General features: G+C 72.7%; 18 protein-coding genes and 2 pseudogenes. 12 read left to right on the forward strand and 8 right to left on the reverse strand.

Annotation, left to right across the window (positions count from 1 at the left end):
- Positions 1-42: 42 nt before the first annotated feature.
- Positions 43-1,443 (reverse strand): hypothetical protein, encoded by a 1,401-nt coding sequence (locus KIF24_RS08340; protein WP_221083531.1) that lies wholly within the window; start codon positions 1,441-1,443, stop codon positions 43-45.
- A gap of 550 nt (positions 1,444-1,993) precedes the next feature.
- Between KIF24_RS08340 and uvrB the strand changes: the two genes are divergently transcribed.
- On the forward strand, positions 1,994-4,102 hold the full coding sequence (gene uvrB, locus KIF24_RS08345) for an excinuclease ABC subunit UvrB (protein WP_221083532.1): 2,109 nt from the start codon (positions 1,994-1,996) through the stop codon (positions 4,100-4,102).
- Positions 4,103-4,222: 120 nt separating this feature from the next.
- Positions 4,223-5,077, forward strand: coding sequence for a helix-turn-helix domain-containing protein (locus KIF24_RS08350; RefSeq protein WP_221083533.1), 855 nt, complete (start codon positions 4,223-4,225; stop codon positions 5,075-5,077).
- A 129-nt stretch (positions 5,078-5,206) separates the two neighbouring features.
- Here KIF24_RS08350 and KIF24_RS08355 read toward each other — a convergent pair whose 3' ends face one another.
- Positions 5,207-5,500, reverse strand: coding sequence for an antibiotic biosynthesis monooxygenase family protein (locus KIF24_RS08355; RefSeq protein ID WP_221083534.1), 294 nt, complete (start codon positions 5,498-5,500; stop codon positions 5,207-5,209).
- A gap of 180 nt (positions 5,501-5,680) precedes the next feature.
- Between KIF24_RS08355 and KIF24_RS08360 the strand changes: the two genes are divergently transcribed.
- The gene (locus KIF24_RS08360; RefSeq protein ID WP_221083535.1) at positions 5,681-6,679 is read left to right on the forward strand and encodes a TerC family protein; all 999 of its coding nucleotides are present in this window, start codon (positions 5,681-5,683) and stop codon (positions 6,677-6,679) included.
- 127 nt (positions 6,680-6,806) lie between these two features.
- A complete protein-coding gene (locus tag KIF24_RS08365; RefSeq protein WP_221083536.1) occupies positions 6,807-7,634 on the forward strand; it encodes a tyrosine-protein phosphatase in 828 nt (275 codons plus the stop codon).
- Here KIF24_RS08365 and KIF24_RS08370 read toward each other — a convergent pair.
- Together KIF24_RS08370 and typA are read right to left on the reverse strand one after the other, a co-directional pair.
- Entirely contained in the window at positions 7,588-8,493 is a 906-nt protein-coding gene (locus tag KIF24_RS08370) for a serine hydrolase (RefSeq protein ID WP_221083537.1), read from the reverse strand. The genes KIF24_RS08365 and KIF24_RS08370 overlap by 47 nt on opposite strands.
- Positions 8,494-8,501: 8 nt before the next feature.
- Positions 8,502-10,370: a translational GTPase TypA gene (typA, locus tag KIF24_RS08375; protein WP_221083538.1), complete on the reverse strand. Its 1,869-nt coding sequence runs from the start codon at positions 10,368-10,370 to the stop codon at positions 8,502-8,504.
- 123 nt (positions 10,371-10,493) lie between these two features.
- Between typA and KIF24_RS08380 the strand changes: the two genes are divergently transcribed.
- A complete protein-coding gene (locus tag KIF24_RS08380; protein ID WP_221083539.1) occupies positions 10,494-11,846 on the forward strand; it encodes a DedA family protein in 1,353 nt (450 codons plus the stop codon).
- Between the two features lie 108 nt (positions 11,847-11,954).
- Positions 11,955-12,848, forward strand: a complete 894-nt coding sequence (locus KIF24_RS08385) for a lytic transglycosylase domain-containing protein (RefSeq protein ID WP_221083540.1) — start codon at positions 11,955-11,957, stop codon at positions 12,846-12,848.
- On the opposite strand, the pseudogene KIF24_RS08390 reads toward KIF24_RS08385, so the two are convergent.
- Positions 12,845-13,246: pseudogene (locus KIF24_RS08390) on the reverse strand (MMPL family transporter); the annotation flags it as partial. The gene KIF24_RS08385 and the pseudogene KIF24_RS08390 overlap by 4 nt on opposite strands.
- Between KIF24_RS08390 and KIF24_RS08395 the strand changes: the two are divergent.
- From KIF24_RS08395 to KIF24_RS08410, 4 genes and pseudogenes are all read left to right on the forward strand, one after another.
- Complete coding sequence (locus KIF24_RS08395) at positions 13,217-13,402, forward strand: hypothetical protein (protein WP_221087659.1); 186 nt, start codon at positions 13,217-13,219, stop codon at positions 13,400-13,402. The pseudogene KIF24_RS08390 and the gene KIF24_RS08395 overlap by 30 nt on opposite strands.
- A 144-nt stretch (positions 13,403-13,546) precedes the next feature.
- Complete coding sequence (locus KIF24_RS08400) at positions 13,547-14,062, forward strand: MarR family winged helix-turn-helix transcriptional regulator (RefSeq protein WP_221087248.1); 516 nt, start codon at positions 13,547-13,549, stop codon at positions 14,060-14,062.
- A gap of 115 nt (positions 14,063-14,177) precedes the next feature.
- A pseudogene (locus tag KIF24_RS08405) lies at positions 14,178-15,733 on the forward strand (CocE/NonD family hydrolase).
- A gap of 164 nt (positions 15,734-15,897) precedes the next feature.
- Entirely contained in the window at positions 15,898-16,788 is an 891-nt protein-coding gene (locus KIF24_RS08410) for a hypothetical protein (RefSeq protein ID WP_221083541.1), read from the forward strand.
- 132 nt (positions 16,789-16,920) lie between these two features.
- On the opposite strand, the gene KIF24_RS08415 is transcribed toward KIF24_RS08410, so the two are convergent.
- Complete coding sequence (locus KIF24_RS08415; protein ID WP_221083542.1) at positions 16,921-17,124, reverse strand: cold-shock protein; 204 nt, start codon at positions 17,122-17,124, stop codon at positions 16,921-16,923.
- 237 nt (positions 17,125-17,361) lie between these two features.
- Between KIF24_RS08415 and KIF24_RS08420 the strand changes: the two genes are divergently transcribed.
- Positions 17,362-17,970: a DedA family protein gene (locus KIF24_RS08420; protein WP_221083543.1), complete on the forward strand. Its 609-nt coding sequence runs from the start codon at positions 17,362-17,364 to the stop codon at positions 17,968-17,970.
- A gap of 42 nt (positions 17,971-18,012) precedes the next feature.
- Here KIF24_RS08420 and KIF24_RS08425 read toward each other — a convergent pair whose 3' ends face one another.
- Positions 18,013-18,666 (reverse strand): MBL fold metallo-hydrolase, encoded by a 654-nt coding sequence (locus KIF24_RS08425; protein WP_221083544.1) that lies wholly within the window; start codon positions 18,664-18,666, stop codon positions 18,013-18,015.
- A gap of 6 nt (positions 18,667-18,672) precedes the next feature.
- Positions 18,673-19,389 carry a maleylpyruvate isomerase family mycothiol-dependent enzyme gene (locus KIF24_RS08430; protein ID WP_221083545.1) on the reverse strand — a complete coding sequence of 239 codons (717 nt, stop codon included), beginning with the start codon at positions 19,387-19,389 and terminating at the stop codon, positions 18,673-18,675.
- 168 nt (positions 19,390-19,557) lie between these two features.
- Here KIF24_RS08430 and rsgA point away from each other — a divergent pair, with 168 nt between their 5' ends.
- Positions 19,558-20,589, forward strand: coding sequence for a ribosome small subunit-dependent GTPase A (rsgA, locus tag KIF24_RS08435; protein ID WP_221083546.1), 1,032 nt, complete (start codon positions 19,558-19,560; stop codon positions 20,587-20,589).
- Positions 20,590-20,595 lie beyond the last annotated feature (6 nt).

A 20,595-nucleotide genomic window follows, 5' to 3' on the forward strand; every position in this document is an offset into this window, starting at 1 on the left:
CGGGCGGCGCCCTCCTTCTTCACCCGGCCGGCATCCGGGGCGTCAGCCGGGGCACGCGCCCCGGGTCCAGGTCGAGCTGCGCCCAGGCGCCCGCCCGGGTCGGCAACTCCAGCCGGCGCAGCAGCCCGGCCCGGTCGACCCAGTGGCGCACCGGCCCCGGGCGGTGTCGACCTGCACCACGTCCACGGTGGCGCCGGCGTGGCTGTCGCCGCGTATCCGCCGCGTGCCGCCCTGGGGTCCGTCGCGCTGGGCGGCCCGCAGGGCGGCGTCCACCAGCGGGTCCAGGGCCTCGGTGCGGTGCGGGCCGGCCCGCCAACCGGTCGCCGGCGGTGGCAACGGCGGGCGGGATGTCCCGTCACCCGGTGGGTTTCCCTCGATCCGGGTGATCTTGCCGCGATGGTGGCGGACCAGGGTCCACCGGCCGTCCGCGTCGAGATCGGTGACGCCGAGGTACGCCGTGCCCGACGTCCAGCTCAGCCAGCCGGTGGCCCGCAGGTTGGTGGCGCCGGAGACGGGACCGGTCAGCGTGACGGTGGCTCCTCCGGCGGCCCGCAGCCGGGCCGGCAGCCGGCGCCAACGGTCCCGTTCGGCGGCGGTGAGGGCACGGGGCAGGCCCGGCCGGCCGCCCAGCGCGTCGACGGGGCGCAGCGTGGGCCGGTCGGCGCGGTTCAGCACCACGGTCACCGGTCCGATGCCCGGGAGGTCGGCCTCCAGCCGGTGCAGCCGGCCGGCCGGGTCCAGCCAGTAGCGCGCCGGGTCGCCGCCGTCGGTCCCGGTGGTGGGGGTCAGCGGCGCAGGGCCCGGCGGTGGCGCCTCCAGGATGTCGACCTGCTCGCCGTCGACCTGCTCGCGGCCCACCCAGCGGCCATCCGGCCCGGCCGCCGGCTCGGGCCGGTCGGTGGCCAGCGCGAAGATCAGGCCCAGCAGCGGGTCGAGGCCCCGTTCGGCCGGCAGTCGCCACCCGTCGGCCGGCGGCACCAGGGGCGGCATGGCGGGCGTGGGCACCGCCGCCGGATCGGGCCGGACCACCAGCACGGTGGGGGTGGCCTGGGCCAGCCCGCGCAGTGGGCCCGCGCCGGGGCCGCCGACGTCCAGGTAGATCAGCTGACGGGCCCAGTCGACCCAGCCGAGCAGGTCGGTGCGCGTCGTACCATCGCCGACCGTGACCCGTAGCCCGGCGCGTACGTCGCGGTAGTTGGTGACCCGCATGACGGCCAGCCGGTCCCGCTCGGCGGCCGTCATCTCCCGCGCTGCCGGTCCGTCTGACGCCCAGGTGACCAGCGTGGCGACCAGCATGACGGCGGAGACCACGGCGGTGAGGGCGAGCCCGGTCAGGGTGAGCCGGCGCCGACGGGCCAGGTCGCGTCGCGCCTCGCCGGCCCGGTCGCCCGTCCCGGCGAGGTGCTCCTGCTCGGCCTGGTCGCTCTCGGCCGGATCGAGCATGCCGTGGGGCACCCCGCCCGGCGGATGCCGGGCCGGCGTCCAGGTTGCCCCGGGTCCGGCTCGGGGCCGGCGAGGCCGAGGAGCGCGGGCGGCACGATGCCGGCCCGGTGTCGTCGGGGGCCGGTGCGGTGCCGGCGATCCTTGCGCCCGGCGGAAGCGCCCCGGGTCGTCCGGGCCGGGCGGTGCCGGCGGTCGGGTCGTCCGGGGCGGGCCGCTCGGCGCCGCCCGGCGGTCGCGAGGTGTTCTCCACGGGAGGATGAACGGGCCGGACCGGGCTGGGGTGACGACGCAGGGGCGCTCGCGGCGGCCGGTCTGCGCGTTCAGCGCGACCACACCGGGTGCGCACGCCGGACGTGCCGGGTGCTGCGACCCTCTGTGCCGGGGGCGGCGTGGCCTGTGCGGCCCGCCACCGGCCCGGTCGGCCGCCGCGAGCGGCCTACGGGAAAAGCGTAGCCGGGTGAGAAGAACCACACAATGCGAATATCGAAGCCGATCACGTGCCGGACGTAGTCGCCGCGGAGTGTCGGAGCCCCGGCGTACGGTGGGTGTCATGGCGCTCGACATACCCCGGCTCGACGGTCGCTTCCAGGTCATCAGCGAGTTCCAGCCGGCCGGCGACCAGCCGGCGGCGATCGACGATCTGGAGCGTCGGGTCCGTCGCGGTGACCGGCACACGGTGCTGCTCGGCGCCACCGGCACCGGCAAGAGCGCCACCACCGCCTGGCTCGTCGAGCGCCTGCAACGCCCCACGCTGGTGCTGGCGCCCAACAAGACGCTCTGCGCCCAGCTGGCCAAGGAGTTCAGCGAGCTGCTGCCGGACAACGCGGTGGAATACTTCGTCTCCTACTACGACTACTACCAGCCCGAGGCGTACATCCCGCAGACCGACACCTACATCGAGAAGGACTCCTCGATCAACGAGGAGGTCGAGCGGCTGCGGCACTCGGCGACCATGTCGCTGCTCACCCGCCGCGACGTGGTGGTCGTCGCGACCGTCTCGGCGATCTACGGCCTGGGCACCCCGGAGGAGTACCTGGACCGCGCGGTGCGCGTCGCGGTCGGCCAGGAGCTCGACCGCGACCGGCTGCTGCGCCGGCTGGTGGACATCCAGTACACCCGCAACGACATGGCCTTCCAGCGCGGCACCTTCCGGGTCCGCGGCGACACTCTGGAGATCATCCCGGCGTACGAGGAACTCGCCGTGCGCATCGAACTCTTCGGTGACGAGGTGGAGAAGCTCTACTACCTCAACCCGCTCACCGGGGACGTGGTGCGCGAGGTGGACCATCTGCTGATCTTCCCGGCCACGCACTACGCCGCCGGGCCGGAGCGGATGGAACGGGCGGTCCGTGACATCGAGGCCGAGTTGGGCGAGCGGCTGGCCGAGCTGGAACGGCAGGGCAAGCTGCTGGAGGCGCAGCGGCTGCGGATGCGCACCACCTACGACATCGAGATGATGCGGCAGGTCGGCTTCTGCTCCGGCATCGAGAACTACTCGATGCACATCGACGGCCGGCTCCCCGGCAGCCCGCCGCACTGCCTGCTCGACTACTTCCCGGACGACTTCCTCACCGTGATCGACGAGTCGCACGTGACCATCCCGCAGATCGGTGGCATGTTCGAGGGCGATGCCTCCCGCAAGCGCATGCTGATCGACCACGGCTTCCGGCTGCCCAGCGCCGCCGACAACCGGCCGCTGCGGTTCGACGAGTTCCTCGAACGGGTCGGCCAGATGGTCTTCCTGTCGGCGACCCCCGGCCCGTGGGAGCTGGAGCATGCCCAGGGCGAGTTCGTGGAGCAGGTGATCCGCCCGACCGGTCTGGTCGACCCCGAGGTGGTCGTCAAGCCCACCAAGGGCCAGATCGACGACCTGATGCACGAGATCAAGCTGCGCACCGAGCGCGACGAGCGGGTGCTGGTCACCACGCTGACCAAGAAGATGGCCGAGGACCTGTCCGACTACCTCCTGGAGAACGGCATCCGGGTGCGCTACCTGCACTCGGAGGTCGACACGCTGCGCCGGGTGGAGCTGCTGCGCGAGCTGCGCCGGGGCGACTACGACGTGCTGGTCGGCATCAACCTGCTCCGGGAGGGCCTCGACCTGCCCGAGGTGTCGTTGGTGGCCATCCTGGACGCGGACAAGGAGGGCTTCCTGCGTAGCGGCCGATCGCTGATCCAGACCATCGGCCGGGCGGCCCGTAACGTGTCCGGCCAGGTCCACATGTACGCGGACAAGATAACCCCGTCGATGGCGTCCGCGATCGAGGAGACGAACCGGCGGCGGGCCAAGCAGATCGCGCACAACGAGGCGAACGGGATCAGTCCGGAGCCGCTGCGGAAGAAGATCCACGACATCCTGGACGACATCTACCGCGAGGCGGAGGACACCGAGGCGGCGCGGGTCGGCGGCGCCGTGCGGCAGCTGTCCCGGGGCAAGGCTCCGGTCAAGGAGACCCGCAGTCGGGCCCGGGCCGGCGGGGGCACCCCGGCCCGGGAGGGGATGGCGCGCGCCGAGTTGGCACAGTTGATCCAGGAGCTCAACGACCAGATGCTCGCCGCCGCGCGCGATCTGCAGTTCGAGCTGGCCGCCCGGATCCGGGACGAGGTCGCCGACCTGAAGAAGGAGTTGCGGGGGATGGACGCCGCCGGCGTGAAGTGACCGGGCCGGTGGCGCCAGCCGCCCGGTGTCCACTTCCTACAGTGGGGGAATAGCGGAATGCGAGCGTCCTATTGCGCTGGGTGATCGCCGTGCGTACTCTCCCTGCGTGGGGAGGCGGGAATGCCGTTGCCAACGAGTCCGATCATTCGACGCGCGCGGCTCGGCGCCGAGTTGCGTCAGCTCCGGCGGCGGGATGCGCTGACGCTGGAACAGGTCTGTGAGCGGCTCGGCTGGGCGTCCACCTCCAAACTGTCCCGGATCGAGTTGGGGCAGAGCCGGCCGGATCTGGCGGACGTGCTCGACCTGCTCGACGTCTACCAGGTGCCGCCGCCGCAGCGGGACGCGCTGATCGTCATCGCCCGCGACGCCGCGACCAGCCGGGGCTGGTGGAAGTCGTTGGGGGAGATGAGCGAGCGGCAGCGCACGTACGCCGAACTCGAAGCCGGTGCGGCCGGCATCGTCGAGTACCAGCCGGCCGTGGTTCCCGGCCTGCTGCAGACCTCGGCGTACGCGCGGCTGCGCATCACCGCCGGGCAACTGCTCGATCCGGCCGTGGACCTGGAGGCCGACCTGCGGGCCCGCGCCGCCCGGCACGCGGTGCTGCGCCGCGTCGAACCGCCCCGCTACACGGCGCTGATCACCGAGGTGGCGTGCGAGCCGGCCGGTGACCCGGTGGAGGTCTGGCGCGACCAGTTGCGGTATCTGTTGGAGCTGGCCGCCCTGCCGCACGTGACGATCCGGCTGTTGCCGCTCGGGGCCGGGCCGGGGCCGGCGCCGCTCACCCCGTTCTCCTGCTACTCCTTCCCGGACCCGGCTGATCCGCGCACGGTGATGCTGGAGGCGCTCACCACGGACGTCCGGCTGACCACCGTGGTCGACGTCGACCGGTACGAGCAGATCATCGCCTGCCTGCTGGAGGCGGCGCTGCCGGAGGAGGAGACGGTGCGGGTGCTGGCCCGCCGGCTCGACGAGTGACCGGCCACGCGTCGGCACCGGGCCCGGCGCCCCCGAAGCCGTCGGGACCGGTGCCGACACGAGGCGCAGGATAGGCCGGCGGTGTGACAGTTTCTCGGGGCCGAGCGTCGGGTGCGGGCGCGGGAACCGTCAGGCGGGCACGTCGACGAAGTGCTCGACCCGTGGCGGCGCGGCGAAATGCGGGCCGATCAGCTCCCGCCACCCCACGAAACGCTCGGTGGCCCGGAAGTTCTCCTCGTGCGCCGCGACCGAGTCCCACTCCACCAGCAGCACGAAGCGGGAGGGGGACTCGACGCCCCGGGTCATCCGCACCGACCGGCAGCCGGCGGCGCCGGCGAGCAACCTGTGCGCCTGGGCGTACGCGGCGACGAAGGCTTCCTCGCGGCCGGGTGTCACCTCGATGAGCGCGACCTCAAGCACCATGCCCGGCAGCCTGCCACACCGACCGCGCCGCCGGGCGGGTCGGCCGAGTCAGGTCCAGCAGACCCAGCCTCCTAGGATGGCGTGCGGACGGTGCCCCGGTCACCGTCACCGGGCGACGCCGCCAGCCCGCCGGGGCGTACGGTGTGCCGGTTGCTGTGATGGTGCCGGAGGAATAAGACTGTGAACGTGTCCGGACTGGTGTGGGCGGCCACGCTCATCGCCCTGACCGCGGTCCTCGCGGTGGATCTGCTGATCATCGGCCGCCGGCCGCACGAGCCGAGCGTGCGGGAGTCGAGCCTCTGGGTCGCTCTCTACGTCGGGTTGGCGCTGCTCTTCGGGCTGGGGCTCTGGTTCACCGCCGGCGCGAGCGTGGCGGGGCAGTTCTACACCGGCTGGCTTACCGAGTACAGCCTCTCCGTCGACAACCTCTTCGTCTTCGTGATCATCATGGCCCGGTTCGCGGTGCCCCGGCCGTACCAGCAGAAGGTGCTGCTCATCGGCATCGTGCTCGCGCTCGTCATGCGGGGCGGGTTCATCGCCGCCGGCGCGGCGTTGATCTCGCAGTTCACCTGGGTCTTCTACCTCTTCGGCGCGTTCCTGATCTACACCGCGATCAACTTGGCCCGGCACGGTGAGTCGAGCGAGGAGGAGTTCACCGAGAACATCCTCATCCGCTGGAGCCGGCGGGCGCTGCCGATCTCGAAGGGCTACGACGGGGCCCGGCTGACCGTGCGAACGAACGGCCGGCGGTTGTTCACCCCGATGTTGATCGTCATGATCGCCATCGGCACGACAGACCTGATCTTCGCCCTCGATTCGATTCCGGCGATCTTCGGCATCACCCACGAGCCGTACCTCGTCTTCACCGCCAACGTGTTCGCACTGATGGGGCTGCGACAGCTCTACTTCCTGCTCGGCGGCCTGCTGGATCGGTTGATCTACCTGAGCCACGGGCTCGCGGTGGTGCTCGGCTTCATCGGGGTCAAACTGATCCTGGAGGCGCTGGCGGAGAACCGCCTGCCGTTCATCAATCACGGCGAGCACGTCGGCTGGGCGCCGCACATCCCGATCTGGCTGTCGTTGCTGGTCATCCTGGGCACCCTGGCCATCGCCACGGTCGCGAGCCTGATCAGGTCCTCCCGGGACCGGCGACGCGAGCTGACCGGAGCCCGCCGCTGAACAGCCTGGGGCACCTCGCGTCGGGCCGGCCCCCGGTGGGGTTCGGGCGCGGCAGTGGGTGCGTACCGCGACGCTCGCCGGGTGCGGCACCCTGTAGGCGGGTGGGGACGGTGAGGGTGGGGTGCGGATGAGCGAGCAGCGCGAGCGGATCAACGGGCTCGGCGACCAGGAGTGGGAACTGGTGGGCGCGCCGAACGCGCGGGATCTGGGTGGCCTGATCGGTGTGGCGGGCCGGCGGGTGCGTCCGGGCCGGCTGATCCGGACCCCTGCACTGGGCCGGCTGACCGACGAGGACCTGCCGGTGCTGGCCAAGCTCGAACCGGCCTGCGTGGTGGATCTGCGGGCCCACTCGGAGGTGTCGGTGGCACCGCCGGACCGGTTGACCGGCGAGCCGACCGTGGTGCACCTGCCGGTGCACGACCCGGCCCATCCGGTCTTCACGTACGTCTCGGCGGTGCTGCTCGGCCACGACCTGAGCGGCTACGCGGAGCTGGCACGGCAGGGCACGCCGGCGGCGATGGCGGCGATCTACCGCTGGTTCGTCACCGGGGCCTCGGCCCGGGAGGGGTTTGCCGCGGCCGTGCGGTTGGCGGCCGACGGCCGGAACCTTCCCCTGGTCTACCACTGTTCGGCGGGCAAGGACCGCACCGGTTGGCTGACCGTGGTGCTGCTGCACGCCCTCGGCGTCGACGAGGCCGCGATCCGGGCCGACTACCTGGCCAACAACCCGTTGACGGCAAGCCTGCGCGAGGTGCTCATCGAGGCGATGCGGCGGCGCCATCCCGGGCTCGACGAGGCGGCGGTCCGGCCGGTGCTGGAGGTCCGCCCGGAGTACCTCGACGCGGGGTACGAGCAGGTGCGGCGGATGCACGGGTCGTTCGGCGGGTACCTGCGGGACGGGCTGGGGATCACCGCCGAGACGGTGGCGGCGCTGCGCGCGAACCTGCTGGAGTGAGGGCACCGAGGTCGTGGCGAGCCCGCCAGACCCGGGCGGAGATGTCGGCCACCAGCTGGCGGGCGCCGGCGTCGGCCCGGTCGCCGCCGGGTGCGCCGAGCGAACTGGTGGTGCACACGACGAGCAGGTACGCGTCGGCGTCGTCGGGGAAGACCACCGCGGCGCCGTGCCGCACGCCGCGTACCCAGCCGTTCTTGTGCGCGAGGCGGGTGCCGGCGGGCAGCCCCTCGGCGATGTCCTGGCGGATCTGCTGGGCGCAGAGCACGTCGAGCATGGCGGTGCAGCCGGCGGGCGAGGCGATCGGCCCCGGGCGGGTGGCGCCGGTGGCGACGGCGTCGAGCAGCGCGGCCAGGTCGGCCGCGGTGACCAGGTTGGTGACGCCCGCCTCGCGGGCGGCGAAGTCCTCGATGCCGCGCGCGGTGACGCTGTGCCGGGCGCCGGCCAGGGCCCAGACCTCCGCCACGGCGGCCCGGCCGACGTGTTCGAGGACCAGGTTGGTGGCGAGGTTGCTGGAGCGGACGATCATCCGCCCGGCGAGCCAGCGCAGGGTCACGTGCGCGCCGAGCCGGTCCCAGACGGCGCCGTCGTTGTCGTACTCCCGGGCGCAGGAGTACGCCGGGGCGTCCGGTCGCGCGGAGGTGAACCGGTCGACGACCTGGACCGGGGCGTCGAGGTCGAGGTGGCCGACCTCGGCGGCGCGGTACAGCGCGGCGAGCACGGACAGCTTCATCGTGCTCGCCGCGTAGTGGGTGGCCTCGGCGTGCCGCGTCCAGGCGGGCGGGGTGCCGAGCGGCCCCGCGTACACCGAGACCGTGCCGGGTTCCCGGTCCAGCCGGGCGTGGAGGTCGTCGGCGGCCATGCGGTGGGTCAGCCGGCGTGCTTGCGGCGGGCGGCGGTGCGGGCCCGCTGGGTCTGGTCGAGCACGACCTTGCGGATGCGTACGGCGGCGGGAGTGACCTCGACGCACTCGTCCTCGCGGCAGAACTCCAGGGCCTGCTCCAGCGACAGCTTCCGCGGCGGGATCAGCTTCTCGGTCTCGTCGGCGGTGGACGAGCGCATGTTGGTGAGCTTCTTCTCCTTGGTGATGTTGACGTCCATGTCGTCGGAGCGGGAGTTCTCTCCGACGATCATGCCCTCGTACACCTCGGTGGTCGGTTCGACGAAGAGCTGGCCGCGCTCCTGAAGGTTGATCATGGCGAACGAGGTGACCGCCCCGGCCCGGTCGGCGACCAGGGAGCCGTTGTTGCGGGTGCGCAGCTCGCCGAACCACGGCTCGTACGACTCGAAGACGTGGTGCAGGATGCCGGTGCCCCGGGTGTCGGTGAGGAACTCGGTGCGGAAGCCGATCAGGCCGCGGGCGGGGACCAGCCACTCCATCCGGATCCAGCCGGTGCCGTGGTTGACCAGCTGCTCCATCCGGCCCTTGCGGGTGGCCAGCAGCTGGGTGATCGCGCCGAGGTACTCGTCGGGGGCGTCGATGGTGAGGCGCTCCACCGGCTCGCAGACCTTCCCGTCGATCTCCCGGGTGACGACCTGCGGCTTGCCGACGGTCAGCTCGTAGGACTCGCGGCGCATCTGCTCGACCAGGATCGCCAGGGCCAGCTCGCCGCGGCCCTGCACCTCCCACGCGTCGGGGCGTTCGGTCGGCAGCACCCGCAGCGACACGTTGCCGACCAGTTCCTTGTCGAGGCGGTCCTTGACCATCCGGGCGGTGACCTTGGCACCCTTGACCCGGCCGACCAGCGGCGAGGTGTTGGTGCCGATGGTCATCGAGATGGCCGGCTCGTCGACGGTGATCAGCGGCAGCGGGATCGGGTTCTCCGCGTCGGCGAGGGTCTCACCGATCATGATCTCGGTGATGCCGGCGACGGCGATGATGTCACCGGGGCCGGCCGAGTCGGCCGGCTTGCGCTCCAGACCCTCGGTGATCAGCATCTCGGAGATGCGGACCCGCTGGGTGCTGCCGTTGGTGCGGCACCAGGCCACCGTCTGGCCCTTGCGGATGGTGCCCTGGCGGACCCGGCACAGGGCGAGCCGGCCGAGGAACGGTGAGGCGTCCAGGTTGGTGACGTGCGCCTGTAGCGGGGCCGCCTCGTCGTAGGCGGGCGGCGGGATCGTGTCCAGCAGGGTGCGGAACAGCGGTTCCAGGCTGTGGCTGTCCTGTGGGACGGAGCCGTCGGCGGGTTGGGTGAGCGAGGCGATGCCGTCGCGGGCGCAGGCGTAGACGATCGGGAAGTCGATCTGCTCCTCGTCGGCGTCGAGGTCGAGGAAGAGCTCGTAGGTGTCGTCGACGACCTCCTTGATCCGGGCGTCGGGACGGTCCACCTTGTTGATCACCAGGATGATCGGCAGCCGGGCCTTGAGGGCCTTGCGGAGCACGAACCGGGTCTGCGGCAGCGGGCCCTCGCTGGCGTCGACCAGCAGCACCACCCCGTCGACCATGGTCAGGCCGCGCTCCACCTCGCCGCCGAAGTCGGCGTGACCGGGGGTGTCGATGATGTTGATGGTGACCGGGTCGGAGCCGTCCGCCGGCAGGTAGCGCACGCCGGTGTTCTTGGCCAGGATGGTGATGCCCTTCTCCCGTTCCAGGTCACCGGAGTCCATCACCCGCTCGGTCACCTCGCCCCGGGCGCCGTAGGCACCGGACTGCCGCAACATGGCGTCGACCAGGGTGGTCTTGCCGTGGTCGACGTGAGCGATGATGGCGACGTTACGGAGGTCGGTGCGAAGCTGCATGGGTTCATCCTCCCGCCTGTGCGGTTGCCGTGCGGCGCCGGGGTCACCCTGGTGCGTACCGGCTCGCGGTGCGGACCGCTGTCACACTTGCGGGGCAGTCCGACCGAGTGATCCGGGGGCGCCGTGCATGATCTGCTGAACTCGGTGCAGGGCCTGTCGCCGTGGCTGATCTACGTGGTGGCGGGGCTGATCGTGGCCGCCGAGACGGCGCTGATCGTCGGGTTGGTGGCGCCGGGGGAGGCCACGCTGCTGCTGGTGGGCTTCCTCACGTACGCGGGGACGTTGCGGCTCGGCCCGGCGTTGCTGGTGATGATCCTGGCCGCCGCCGTGGGGGACGCGGTGGCGTTCCGCGCCGGCCGGCGTTACGGGCCGCGGTTACGGGCCAGCCGGTGGGGTGCCCGGGTGGGGCCGCACCGGTGGGCCCGCGCCGACGCGATGCTCGGGCGGATGGGTGGTCGGGGCGTGCTGACCGCCCGCTGGGTCGCGTTCGCCCGCACCCTGGTGCCCCGGCTCGCCGGCGCGGCCGGCATGCCGTACCGGCGGTTCGCGCCGTGGAACCTGGCCGGCGTGGCCACCTGGGTGGGCGCCTCGGTGATCGTCGGGCACCTGGCCGGGGAGTCGTACGAGACCGTGTCCCGGCTGCTCGGTCGGGCGACCGGAGCGGTGCTGGTGCTGGTGGCCGCGCTGGTCGCGGTGGTGTTGGCCGGCCGGTGGTTGGGACGCAACCCCGACCCGGCGCGGGCGCTGCTGGCCCGGGCCGCCGGGCTGCCGCCGGTGCGCTGGCTGTCGGCCCGGTACGGGCTGCTGTTCTTCCTGCTCAGCCTCCACCTCGGGCCGGCCTGGGCGTTGCTGGCGAATTTGGCGGCCGGGGTGATGCTGCTCTTCGCGGTCGGGTTGGCCATCGCCTGGACGCTGCGGGCGGTGGTCCGGCACAGCGGGCTGGCCCTGGTCGACGGGGCGATCGCGAGTTGGTTCGCCGCCCGGCGTACGCCCGACGCCGTGGAGGCGACGCAGGCCGCGGTGTCGGTGCTGCGCGGCTCGTCGCTGATCCTGGTGGTGGCGGTGGTCGCCGCGATACAGGCGTGGCGGCACCGGCCGTGGCGGGCGGACCTGCTCAGCGTGGTCGGCACGATCGGCGCGTTCGTGCCACTGGTGGTGCTGGCCGCGGTGGCCGACCTGGCCGCGGGTGGTCGGGTGGTGCCGTTCTCCACCCAGAACGCGGTGGTGACCGCGAGCCTGTGCACGCTGGCCTGGCTGTTGTCGCGGGGCGCGCGGTGGCCGGTGGCGGTGGCCGCCTGGACCATCACGGCGGCCGGCGTGGTCGCCGTCGGTGGCGCCCGGCTCTACCTGGGCCTGAGCACGGCCAGCGGCACCCTCGGCGCGGTGCTGCTCGGGGCCGCCTGGACGGCGGTGTTCATGGTCGCCTGGGCCACCCGGGACCGCGCCGTGGCCTCCGGTGGCCCGCTGCCGCGCTGAGGCTGCGGCGCCGACTGGGCGGGTGGTCCGGCAGTCCCGCGAGGGACCCCTGCCGCGGCGGGCAACTGTTAGGGTGCGGCGGGTTCGTCACCGCCGAAGGGGGTCGACATGGGGCGCAACGTCACCCGGTGGGGCGTCGCCGTGGTTGCCGGGGTGCTGTTGCTGGCCGGCGGAGCGTGCGCCGACGTGGGCGCTCCCGCGCGGGAGTTGCCCGCGCCGGTCGGGCTCGGCGGGGAGTTGCCGGACGCGGCGGTGGAGCCGACCGCGACGACCGCGTCGGCGGACCCGACCGCCACACCGGCCGCGGTGCAGGCGATGGGTGCCGCGCCGAAGGTCGGCCCGAGCGCCAGTGCGTCGGCGAAGCCGAGCCCGAAGCCCCGGCGCACCGCTGCCACGGCGCCGCGGACGGTGCCGAAGCCGCCGACGGAGACCCAGGTGCCGCCGGATCCGCCGAAGCCGGCACCGAGTGCCTGCACGCCCAGCTACAAAGGGGACCAGGCCAGCCGGGCGCAGGCCAAGGCGGCGCTGGTCGACGCGGCGGGGCGGACGTACTGGCCCACGTCGGCACCGGACATCCGCGTCCCGCTGAGCCTGCTCAAGGCGACGGCGTGGCAGGAGAGCGGGTGGCAGTCCAACATCGTCGCCTGTGACGGCGGTATCGGCCTGATGCAGGTGATGCCGGACACCGCCTCCTGGATGAACCAGCGGTTCGGGCAGAGCTACGACGTGTGGGACTACCGGGACAACGCCTACCTCGGCGGCACCTACCTGGCCTGGCTGACGAAGTACATCGGCGACATGTACTTCGACGCCGACTACCGGCTCGACGCCGACCTGTGCACCGACGAACTGGACTCCTGCCTGCTCAACGCGGTCGTCGCCGGGTACAACTTCGGCCATGGTGCGGTGGCTCGGGAGGGACAGCCGTTGGCCATCCCCAACCCGGGCTACGTGCGCAACGTCCGGGCACTGATTACGGAATGCGAGTGCCTCGGGTTCTAGGACCCGGTGACCCGGCCGGGCCACCAGAATTTCTCCCCGAGCAGGAACGCCAGGGCCGGGACGACGACCGTACGCACCAGCAGGGTGTCCAGCAGGACGCCGAGGCAGACGATGATCCCGATCTGGGTCAACGTGATCAGCGGCAGCACGCCGAGGACGGCGAAGACCGCGGCGAGCAGGATGCCGGCGCTGGTGATGACGCCGCCGGTGACCCGTAGCGCGGAGAGCATGCCCTCGCGGGTGCCGGCGGTGCGGGCGTCCTCGCGGGCCCGGGTGACCAGGAAGATGTTGTAGTCGACGCCGAGCGCCACGAGGAAGACGAAGGCGAGCAGCGGCACGCTGGTGTCCAGCGCGGGAAAGCCGAGCAGGTGGTCGAAGAGCAGCCAGGCGCCGCCCAGGCGGTGACCGCCGCGCGGTCGGTGTCGGTGAGCGGCGTGCCGTCGTCGCGGCTGACCACCACGATGGCCGGCTGGACGTCGCTGGTGGGCAACTCGTCCTGCAACCGTTCGACCTGGGTCGACTGCCCATCCGACTCCCCTGCCTCGAATCTCTAGACAAGCAAGAGTCTTGCTGATCGAGAGAAATGCCGCAACCGCTCCCGGAGGATGAGAATCTCGACCGTCGAGACGAACGCCCGCCTCGGTTATGCTGCGACCCGGAGCCTCGGCAGGAAGCGGCGGGACGTGGCAGCTCACGGGATGTACCGGCGGCGGGACACCCGCCGGGAACTGCTGGTGGCGGAGATCACGGCCGAGCTGCGACGCTACTGCGTGGACGCCCAGCACGTCGGTCACGCGTTCGCGGGGCAGCACGGCCTCAACGCCACCGATCTGCAGGCGCTGATCGCCGTGATGGACGCCGAGCTGCTCGGCGATCCGATCACGCCGGGACGGCTCGGCGAACACCTCGATCTGTCCTCCGGCTCGGTCACCGCCCTGGTGGACCGGCTGGAGCGCGCCGCGCACATCCGCCGCGACCGGGACACCAGTGATCGGCGCAGGATCCTGCTGCGTTACGCCGACCAGGGCGCAGAACTGGCGATGGGCTTCTTCCGGCCGTTCGGCGAGCGCACCGACCGGGTGATGTCCGGCTTCCGCGACGACGAGATGGAGGTGGTGTACCGGTTCATCACCGCGATGGGCGCCTCGCTGCGGGAGCACCGGGACGAGGTCCGCTCCACCCGGGGCGGGTCGCCCCGACGCCGGACGGACTGAGGCGGTGCTGGATCGTCTGGCGTCCGGACTCGCCGCCGGCGCGCTACGGCTGCCCCCGGCGCGCACCCGGCACGTCGCCGTCACCCGGGACATCGCGGTGCGGGTGCGCGACGCAGTGATCCTGCGCACCGACCACTACGCCCCGGACCTGGCCGCTGCGCCCACCGTGCTGATCCGCACCCCGTACGGCCGGGGTGGGCCGATGCGACTGCTCTGCCGGCTCGCCGCCGAGCGCGGCTTCCACGTGGTCATCCAGTCCTGCCGGGGCACCGGCGGCTCGGACGGGGTGTTCGACCCGTTCGTGCACGAGCGCGACGACGGGCTGGACACCCTCGACTGGCTGCGCCGGCAGCGCTGGTGGAGCGGGGCGTTCGGCATGTTCGGCGCCAGCTACCAGGGTTTCGTGCAGTGGGCGCTGGCGGCCGACGCCGGGGACGAACTGCGGGCGATGGTCGCGGTGGCGACCGCCTCGACCACCCGCGACTCCACGTACGCGGGCGAGTCGTTCGCCCTGGACACGGTGCTGACCTGGGCGGAGCTGCTGCAGGCGCAGACCGTGCCGTGGTTGGCCCGGCAGTGGGAACTCAAACGGGGCCAGCCGCGGCTGGCCGCCGCGCTGTCGCACCTGCCGCTGGTCGAGGCGGATCGGATCGCCACCGGGGTGACCGTGCCGTTCTTCCAGGAGTGGCTGCGGCACCACACGCCGCAGGCCGACTACTGGCGCACCCGGGTCTTCGACGACCGGCTCCACCTGGTCCGGGCGCCGGTGGCGATGGTCAGCGGCTGGCACGACATCTTCCTGCCGGCCCAACTGCGCGACTACGCGGCGCTGCGCGCCACCGGCGCCCGGCCGCGGCTGGTCGTCGGGCCGTGGACCCACGGCAGCCCGGGGCTGTTCGTGGCCGCGCTGCGCGAGGGCTGCGCTGGCTCGACGCGCATCTGCCCACCGACGCCCGCGGCCCGGCGGGCGACGCCCCGGTGCGGGTGTACGTGGGTGGCGCCGGCGGTGGCTGGCGTGACCTTGCCGACTGGCCGCCACCCGCCGCCGCCACCCGGTGGTACCTGCACCCGCAGGCCGCCCTGCGGACCTGCGTCCCGGTGCCGTCGCCGCCGGACGGGTTCTGGTACGACCCGGCGGACCCGACCCCCTCGCTGGGCGGTCCGCTGCTGGTGGCCCAGCGCGCCGGACCGGTCGACAACCGTCCGGTCGAGGCCCGTCCCGACGTGCTGACCTGGACCAGCGAGCCGCTCACCACCGCGGTCGAGGTGGCCGGGCCGGTGCGGGCGCAGCTCCACCTGCGCAGCGAACTGGGCCATCTGGACGTCTTCGTGCGACTGTGCGACGTGGACCGCCGGGGTCGTTCCTGGAACGTCTGCGACGGGCTGGTCCGCCTCGATCCGCAACGCTTCACCGCCGGCGCCACGGGCGCCGTCGAGGTGCCGGTCGAACTGTGGCCCGCCGCCCACCGCTTCGCCCCGGGCCACCGGCTGCGGCTACAGATCTCCGGTGGCGCCCACCCACGGTACGCCCGCAACCCGGGCACCGGTGAACCACTCGGCGCGGCCGTCACACTCCGTGGCGGTTATCGGGAGATCCTGCACGACCCGGATCATCCGTCCGCAGTGGTCCTCCCGGTCGTCCACTCTGCCTCACAGCCTCCTCCAAGCTGAATAGACCCATCCTGAGCTGGGCATTCGCCAGTAATGCGGGCTATCGTTAAGGCACGCCCGGCGCCGTGCACCCGATGGCCGGGTTCGCCTGTGATGCCTCTCCACCGCGTACGCGGTGTCACCGTCATGCCCGGCCCCGACGAAATCACACAGATGGGGGAACCATGACGCGGGCACCGGCAAACCTACTGGCGGTTCGCAGCCTGCTGATCGAGCATCTCAACCGCGACCCCGATCGGGTACGCGACGAGGATCTCGAACCCAACGAGGTCGGCATCGTCGGCGATGCCAACCACCGAGGGGGCTACCACTGCGGATCGGACCGGATCGTCACGAACGACTACTCCGTGGTCGAGTCGTCCCGGGACCGCAACGGACTGACCCTCGACGCTGCCGCCCTGGACGTGGGCCTGTTCCGGGTCACCTCCGGCGGCCGTAACCACAACCTGTCCACGTTCTCGACCTGGTGCGTGGCACAGTGCGTCGCCAACGCGCCGGACACCCGGGACATCAGGGAGATCATCTATTCGCCCGACGGCAACGTGGTCCGGCGCTGGGACCGGCTCGGCCGGCGTAGCACCGGCGACCGGTCCCACCTGTGGCACACCCACTTCAGTTTCTTCCGCGACTCGATCAAGGCGAACCGCGACCAGCGGCCGCTGTTCCACCGCTATCTGAGCACCATCGGCCTGGTGAAGTTGGAGGAGAACGACATGACGCCCGAGGAGCACAACTGGCTCAAGACCGTCCACCAAAACCTCACCGTCCTGGACGGACGCAACCCGATCGGGCAGACCTACACCCGGACGACCATGGGCGAGGACCACACCGACCCCAAGTTCCAGGTCTCGCATCCGACGTTGCGCAGCATCGGCAGCCAACTCAGCGTGCTGCAGACGGCGGTGGAATCGCTGCTGAACCAGGACTTCGCCGACGAGCAGGCGATCATCACCGGAGTGCTGGCCGGCCTGACTCCGCAGGAGATCGCCGCGGCTATCCCGCCCACCGTGGCCGAGCAGGTCGTGACGGAGCTGAGCCGGCGCCTGGCGGCCTGACCGACGACGCGGTGGGTGGCGACCGGCACCGGCCGCCACCCACCGGTCGCGATCAACTCCGCCGGCGGCGCTGGGCACACGCCGAGACCGGGGCGGCGGCCGGGTCGCCGACCGCCGCCTGACCGGCACGGATCACATCGGGCGTACGTTGTCCGCCTGCGGCCCCTTCTGTCCCTGGGTCACATCGAACTCGACCTTCTGGCCCTCGTTCAACTCGCGGTAGCCACTCGACGCGATCGCCGAGTAGTGGACGAAGACGTCGGGGCCTCCGCCGTCCTGCTCGATGAAGCCGAAGCCCTTTTCGGAGTTGAACCACTTCACGGTGCCGGTTGCCATGCGTTCTCTCTCCCTGTTTCCTGCGGGCGACCGCCGGCTCCGCGCCGGTGATCGCCCAATACCTCCCAGACAGTATCCGGTAGAAAGCGCGTTTGCCGGGCGAAGCGCCTCAGCAATTGCGCGAGATGAGGTACCCGCGGGGGAGGCGGGGATCAGGGATCACCCCGAGGAGGGCCCGGCGGAGTTCGGGAGGAAACCCGATGTCCCTGGTGGCGGCCTGGTCCTAGCGTACGAGGTATGGCGGACCAGTTGGCGCAGGTCGGCGAGCTCCCCGTGGCCCTGCTGATGGCGGCGCTCGGGGTGATCATGCTCTTCGACGCGGTGCCGTTGTTCGGGGTTCTCGTCCCGGGCGACGTGGCGGTGCTCGCCGCGGTGGCGGTCGGTGGCCCGGTCACCGGTCTGGCGACCTTCGTCGCCGTGGTCACCGGATGCCTCGCCGGCTGGTCGCTGAGCTTCCTGGTCGGCCGCAGGTGGGGCGACCGGCTGCGGCACAGCCGCTTCGGCGGTTGGGTCGGCGAGGCCCGATGGGTGGCGGCGGAGGGGATCCTGCGTCGCGACGGTGGCCGGTTGGTGCTGGTCGCACCCTTCCTGCCGGTGTTCAACGCGCTGCTGCCGCTGGCCGCCGGTGGGCTGCACATGTCGTACCGGCGGTTCCTCGGGTTCGCGACGCTCGGTGCGGCCGCGTGGGCCGGGCTCTATCTGACGGTGGGCACCGCGTCGCGGTTGCTGGCCGGACTGCTCCCGGCCGGGACGAGCCCGCTGCTGGTGACCATGGCCGGCGGCGTGCTGCTGGCCGCCGTGGTGCTGTTGGTCACCCGACGCCGGCTGCGTACGGTCACCGGCTGACCCCGCCTCCCTTCGGCGCTGCCGGCCCCAGCCCCGCCGGGGTCACCAGCCGCGGGCCCGCCACTCGGCCAGCCGCGGGCGTTCCGCGCCGAGCGTGGAGTCCCGGCCGTGGCCCGGGTAGAACCAGGTCTCGTCCGGCAGCCGGCCGAAGAGCTTGTGCTCGACGTCGTCGATGAGCGTGGCGAAGCGTTCCGGATCCTGGTCGGTGTTGCCGACCCCGCCGGGAAAGAGACTGTCGCCGGTGAACAGGTGTGGGATGCCGGCCGGGTCGCGGTAGAGCAACGCCACCGAGCCCGGGGTGTGCCCCTTGACGTGGATGACCTCCAGGGCGCAGTCACCCACCGGCACGGTGTCGCCGTCGGTAAGGGTCTGCGCCTCGATCGGCAGCCCCGCCGCGTCGTCGGCGTGCACCAGAGCGCGGGCGCCGGTCTTGGCCACCACCTCCTCCAGCCCCACCCAGTGGTCCATGTGGTGGTGGGTGGTGACCACCGCCTGCAGTCCCGCGTCGCCGATCAGCTCCAGCAGGCGGGGCGCCTCGTTCGCCGCGTCGATCAGCACCTGGTCACCGGTGCTCGGGCAACGCAGCAGGTACGCGTTGTTGTCCATCGGCCCGACCGAGACCTTGGTGATGGTCAGCCGGTCGAGTTCGCGGACGGCCGGCGGGCCCCCGGGGGTGACATCTCCGCTGTAGGTCATGGCTCCCTAGATCCATTCGGGTGGGCGGGGCAGTTGGCCGTCGGGGGTGACGGTCAGGGTGCCGCCGGTGTCGCGGCCGGTCAGCCAGGCGGCGAGGTCGGCGGCGGAGCCGGCGACGACGGGTGCCCGCTCGCGGTCGCCGATCACCAGCTCGTGGCTGCTGCCGTCGAAGCGCAGCACCATCGGCGGCGCGTCGTCGCGGCCGGCGAAGCCGCCGGCCACCTCGTGCAGCAGCCGCTGGCCGAAGTGCGTCGACCAGTCCGCCGGCCGGTAGCCGGCAGCCAGGTCGACGTGGTGGATCTCCAGTTCCCGCAGCCGGCCCCAGACGAGCAGGGCGGCCGGCCAGGGGCCCCGCCGGGTCTCGACGGTGGCGGCCCACGCCTGCACCGGCATCGCGGCGACCGCCTCGGCGAACCGGTCCGCGCTGCGGCGCAGGTCGTCCAGGTGCTCCTCGGTCGGGCGGGACGCGCCCGCGGAGATGTCGGCGGTCCGGGCCGCGGCGCTGGCGTACATCGGGATCGGCCGGCCGGTACCCGCCGAGGCGAGCAGGTTGACGAAGCCGTCGGCGTTGCGTGCCAGGTGGGCGAGCACGTGGCCGCGACTCCAGCCCGGCAGCAGCGACGGCGCCGCGAGGTCGGCGGGGTCGAGGCCCGCGGCCGTCCGCAGCAGGCGAGCCGTGGCGTCGTCCACCTCGCCGGTCAACAGAAGGGGGTCCATGGCCACGTCCCGACCCTAGCCTCCCGCGCCGGCGGCGTCGCCGGGGAATTCACTTCCGGCGCGGCGGCGCCGGGCCTACCGTCGGTGTCATTCGCGGCGCCGGAGCGGGGGGAGGTGGTGGTCATGCCGGTCACCGCACCCTTACCACCCTGCACCGACATCGAGCGAGGAGTCATGGCCATCACACTGTCCGCCCTGGGTTGGGACACCGACCGGGCGGCTCACCTGCGACGCATCCACACCGACCAGCAACCGGGCCGGGTGGCCCGGGTCGACCGCGGCGTCTGCACCGTGCTCACCGGGGATGGGCCGCTGCGTGCCTCGACCGGTGGGGCTGTGCTGGCCGCGGCGGCGGGCGATCCCACCCGGCTGCCCTGCGCCGGTGACTGGGTGCTGCTGTGCACCTGGCCCGACGCGCGGGTGACGGTCGAGGCGGTGCTGCCCCGGCGTAGCGCCCTGATCCGGCGCACCGCCGGTAAGGACGCCAGTGGTCAGCTGCTCGCCGCGAACCTGGACACCGCCGCGGTGGTGGAGGCGGTGCACCCCGCGCCGGACGCCGCCCGCATCGAGCGGCTGCTCTCCCTGGTCCACGAGTCGGGTGCCCGGCCGTTGGTGGTGCTGACCAAGACCGACCTGGCGGCCGACCCGGCGGCGATCGCGCGCCAGCTCGCGGCCGTCGCGCCCGGCGTGCCGGTGCTGCCGGTCAGCGCCGAGCGTGGCACCGGGCTGGACCCGCTGCGTGCCGAGGTGGGCCCGGGCCGCACGCTCGGCCTGCTCGGCCCCTCCGGTGCCGGCAAGTCGAGTCTGGTCAACGCGCTCGCCGGCGCGGTGGTGATGCCCACCCAGGCGATCCGGCGGGTCGACGGCAAGGGGCGGCACACCACCACCTGGCGGTCGCTGGTGCTGCTGCCCGGTGGGGGTGCCGTGCTGGACACTCCCGGGGTCCGGGCCGTCGGCCTGCTGGACGGTGCGACCGGACTCGACCGGGCCTTCGCCGACATCGCCGACCTCGCCACGGGGTGCCGCTACGGCGACTGCGGGCACGAGGCCGAGCCGGGCTGCGCGGTGCGGGCGGCGCTGGAGTCCGGCACGTTGACCGCCCGGCGGTGGGAGAGCTGGCGGCGGCTGCGACGCGAGGTGGCCCACGAGACCCGCCGCCGGGCGACTCGCCGGACCTCCCGCCGTCCCGGCCCCACCCCCCGCTGACCACAC

Origin of the sequence: Micromonospora tarapacensis (assembly GCF_019697375.1) — a bacterium.
GTDB classification, from domain to species: Bacteria; Actinomycetota; Actinomycetes; order Mycobacteriales; family Micromonosporaceae; genus Micromonospora; species Micromonospora tarapacensis.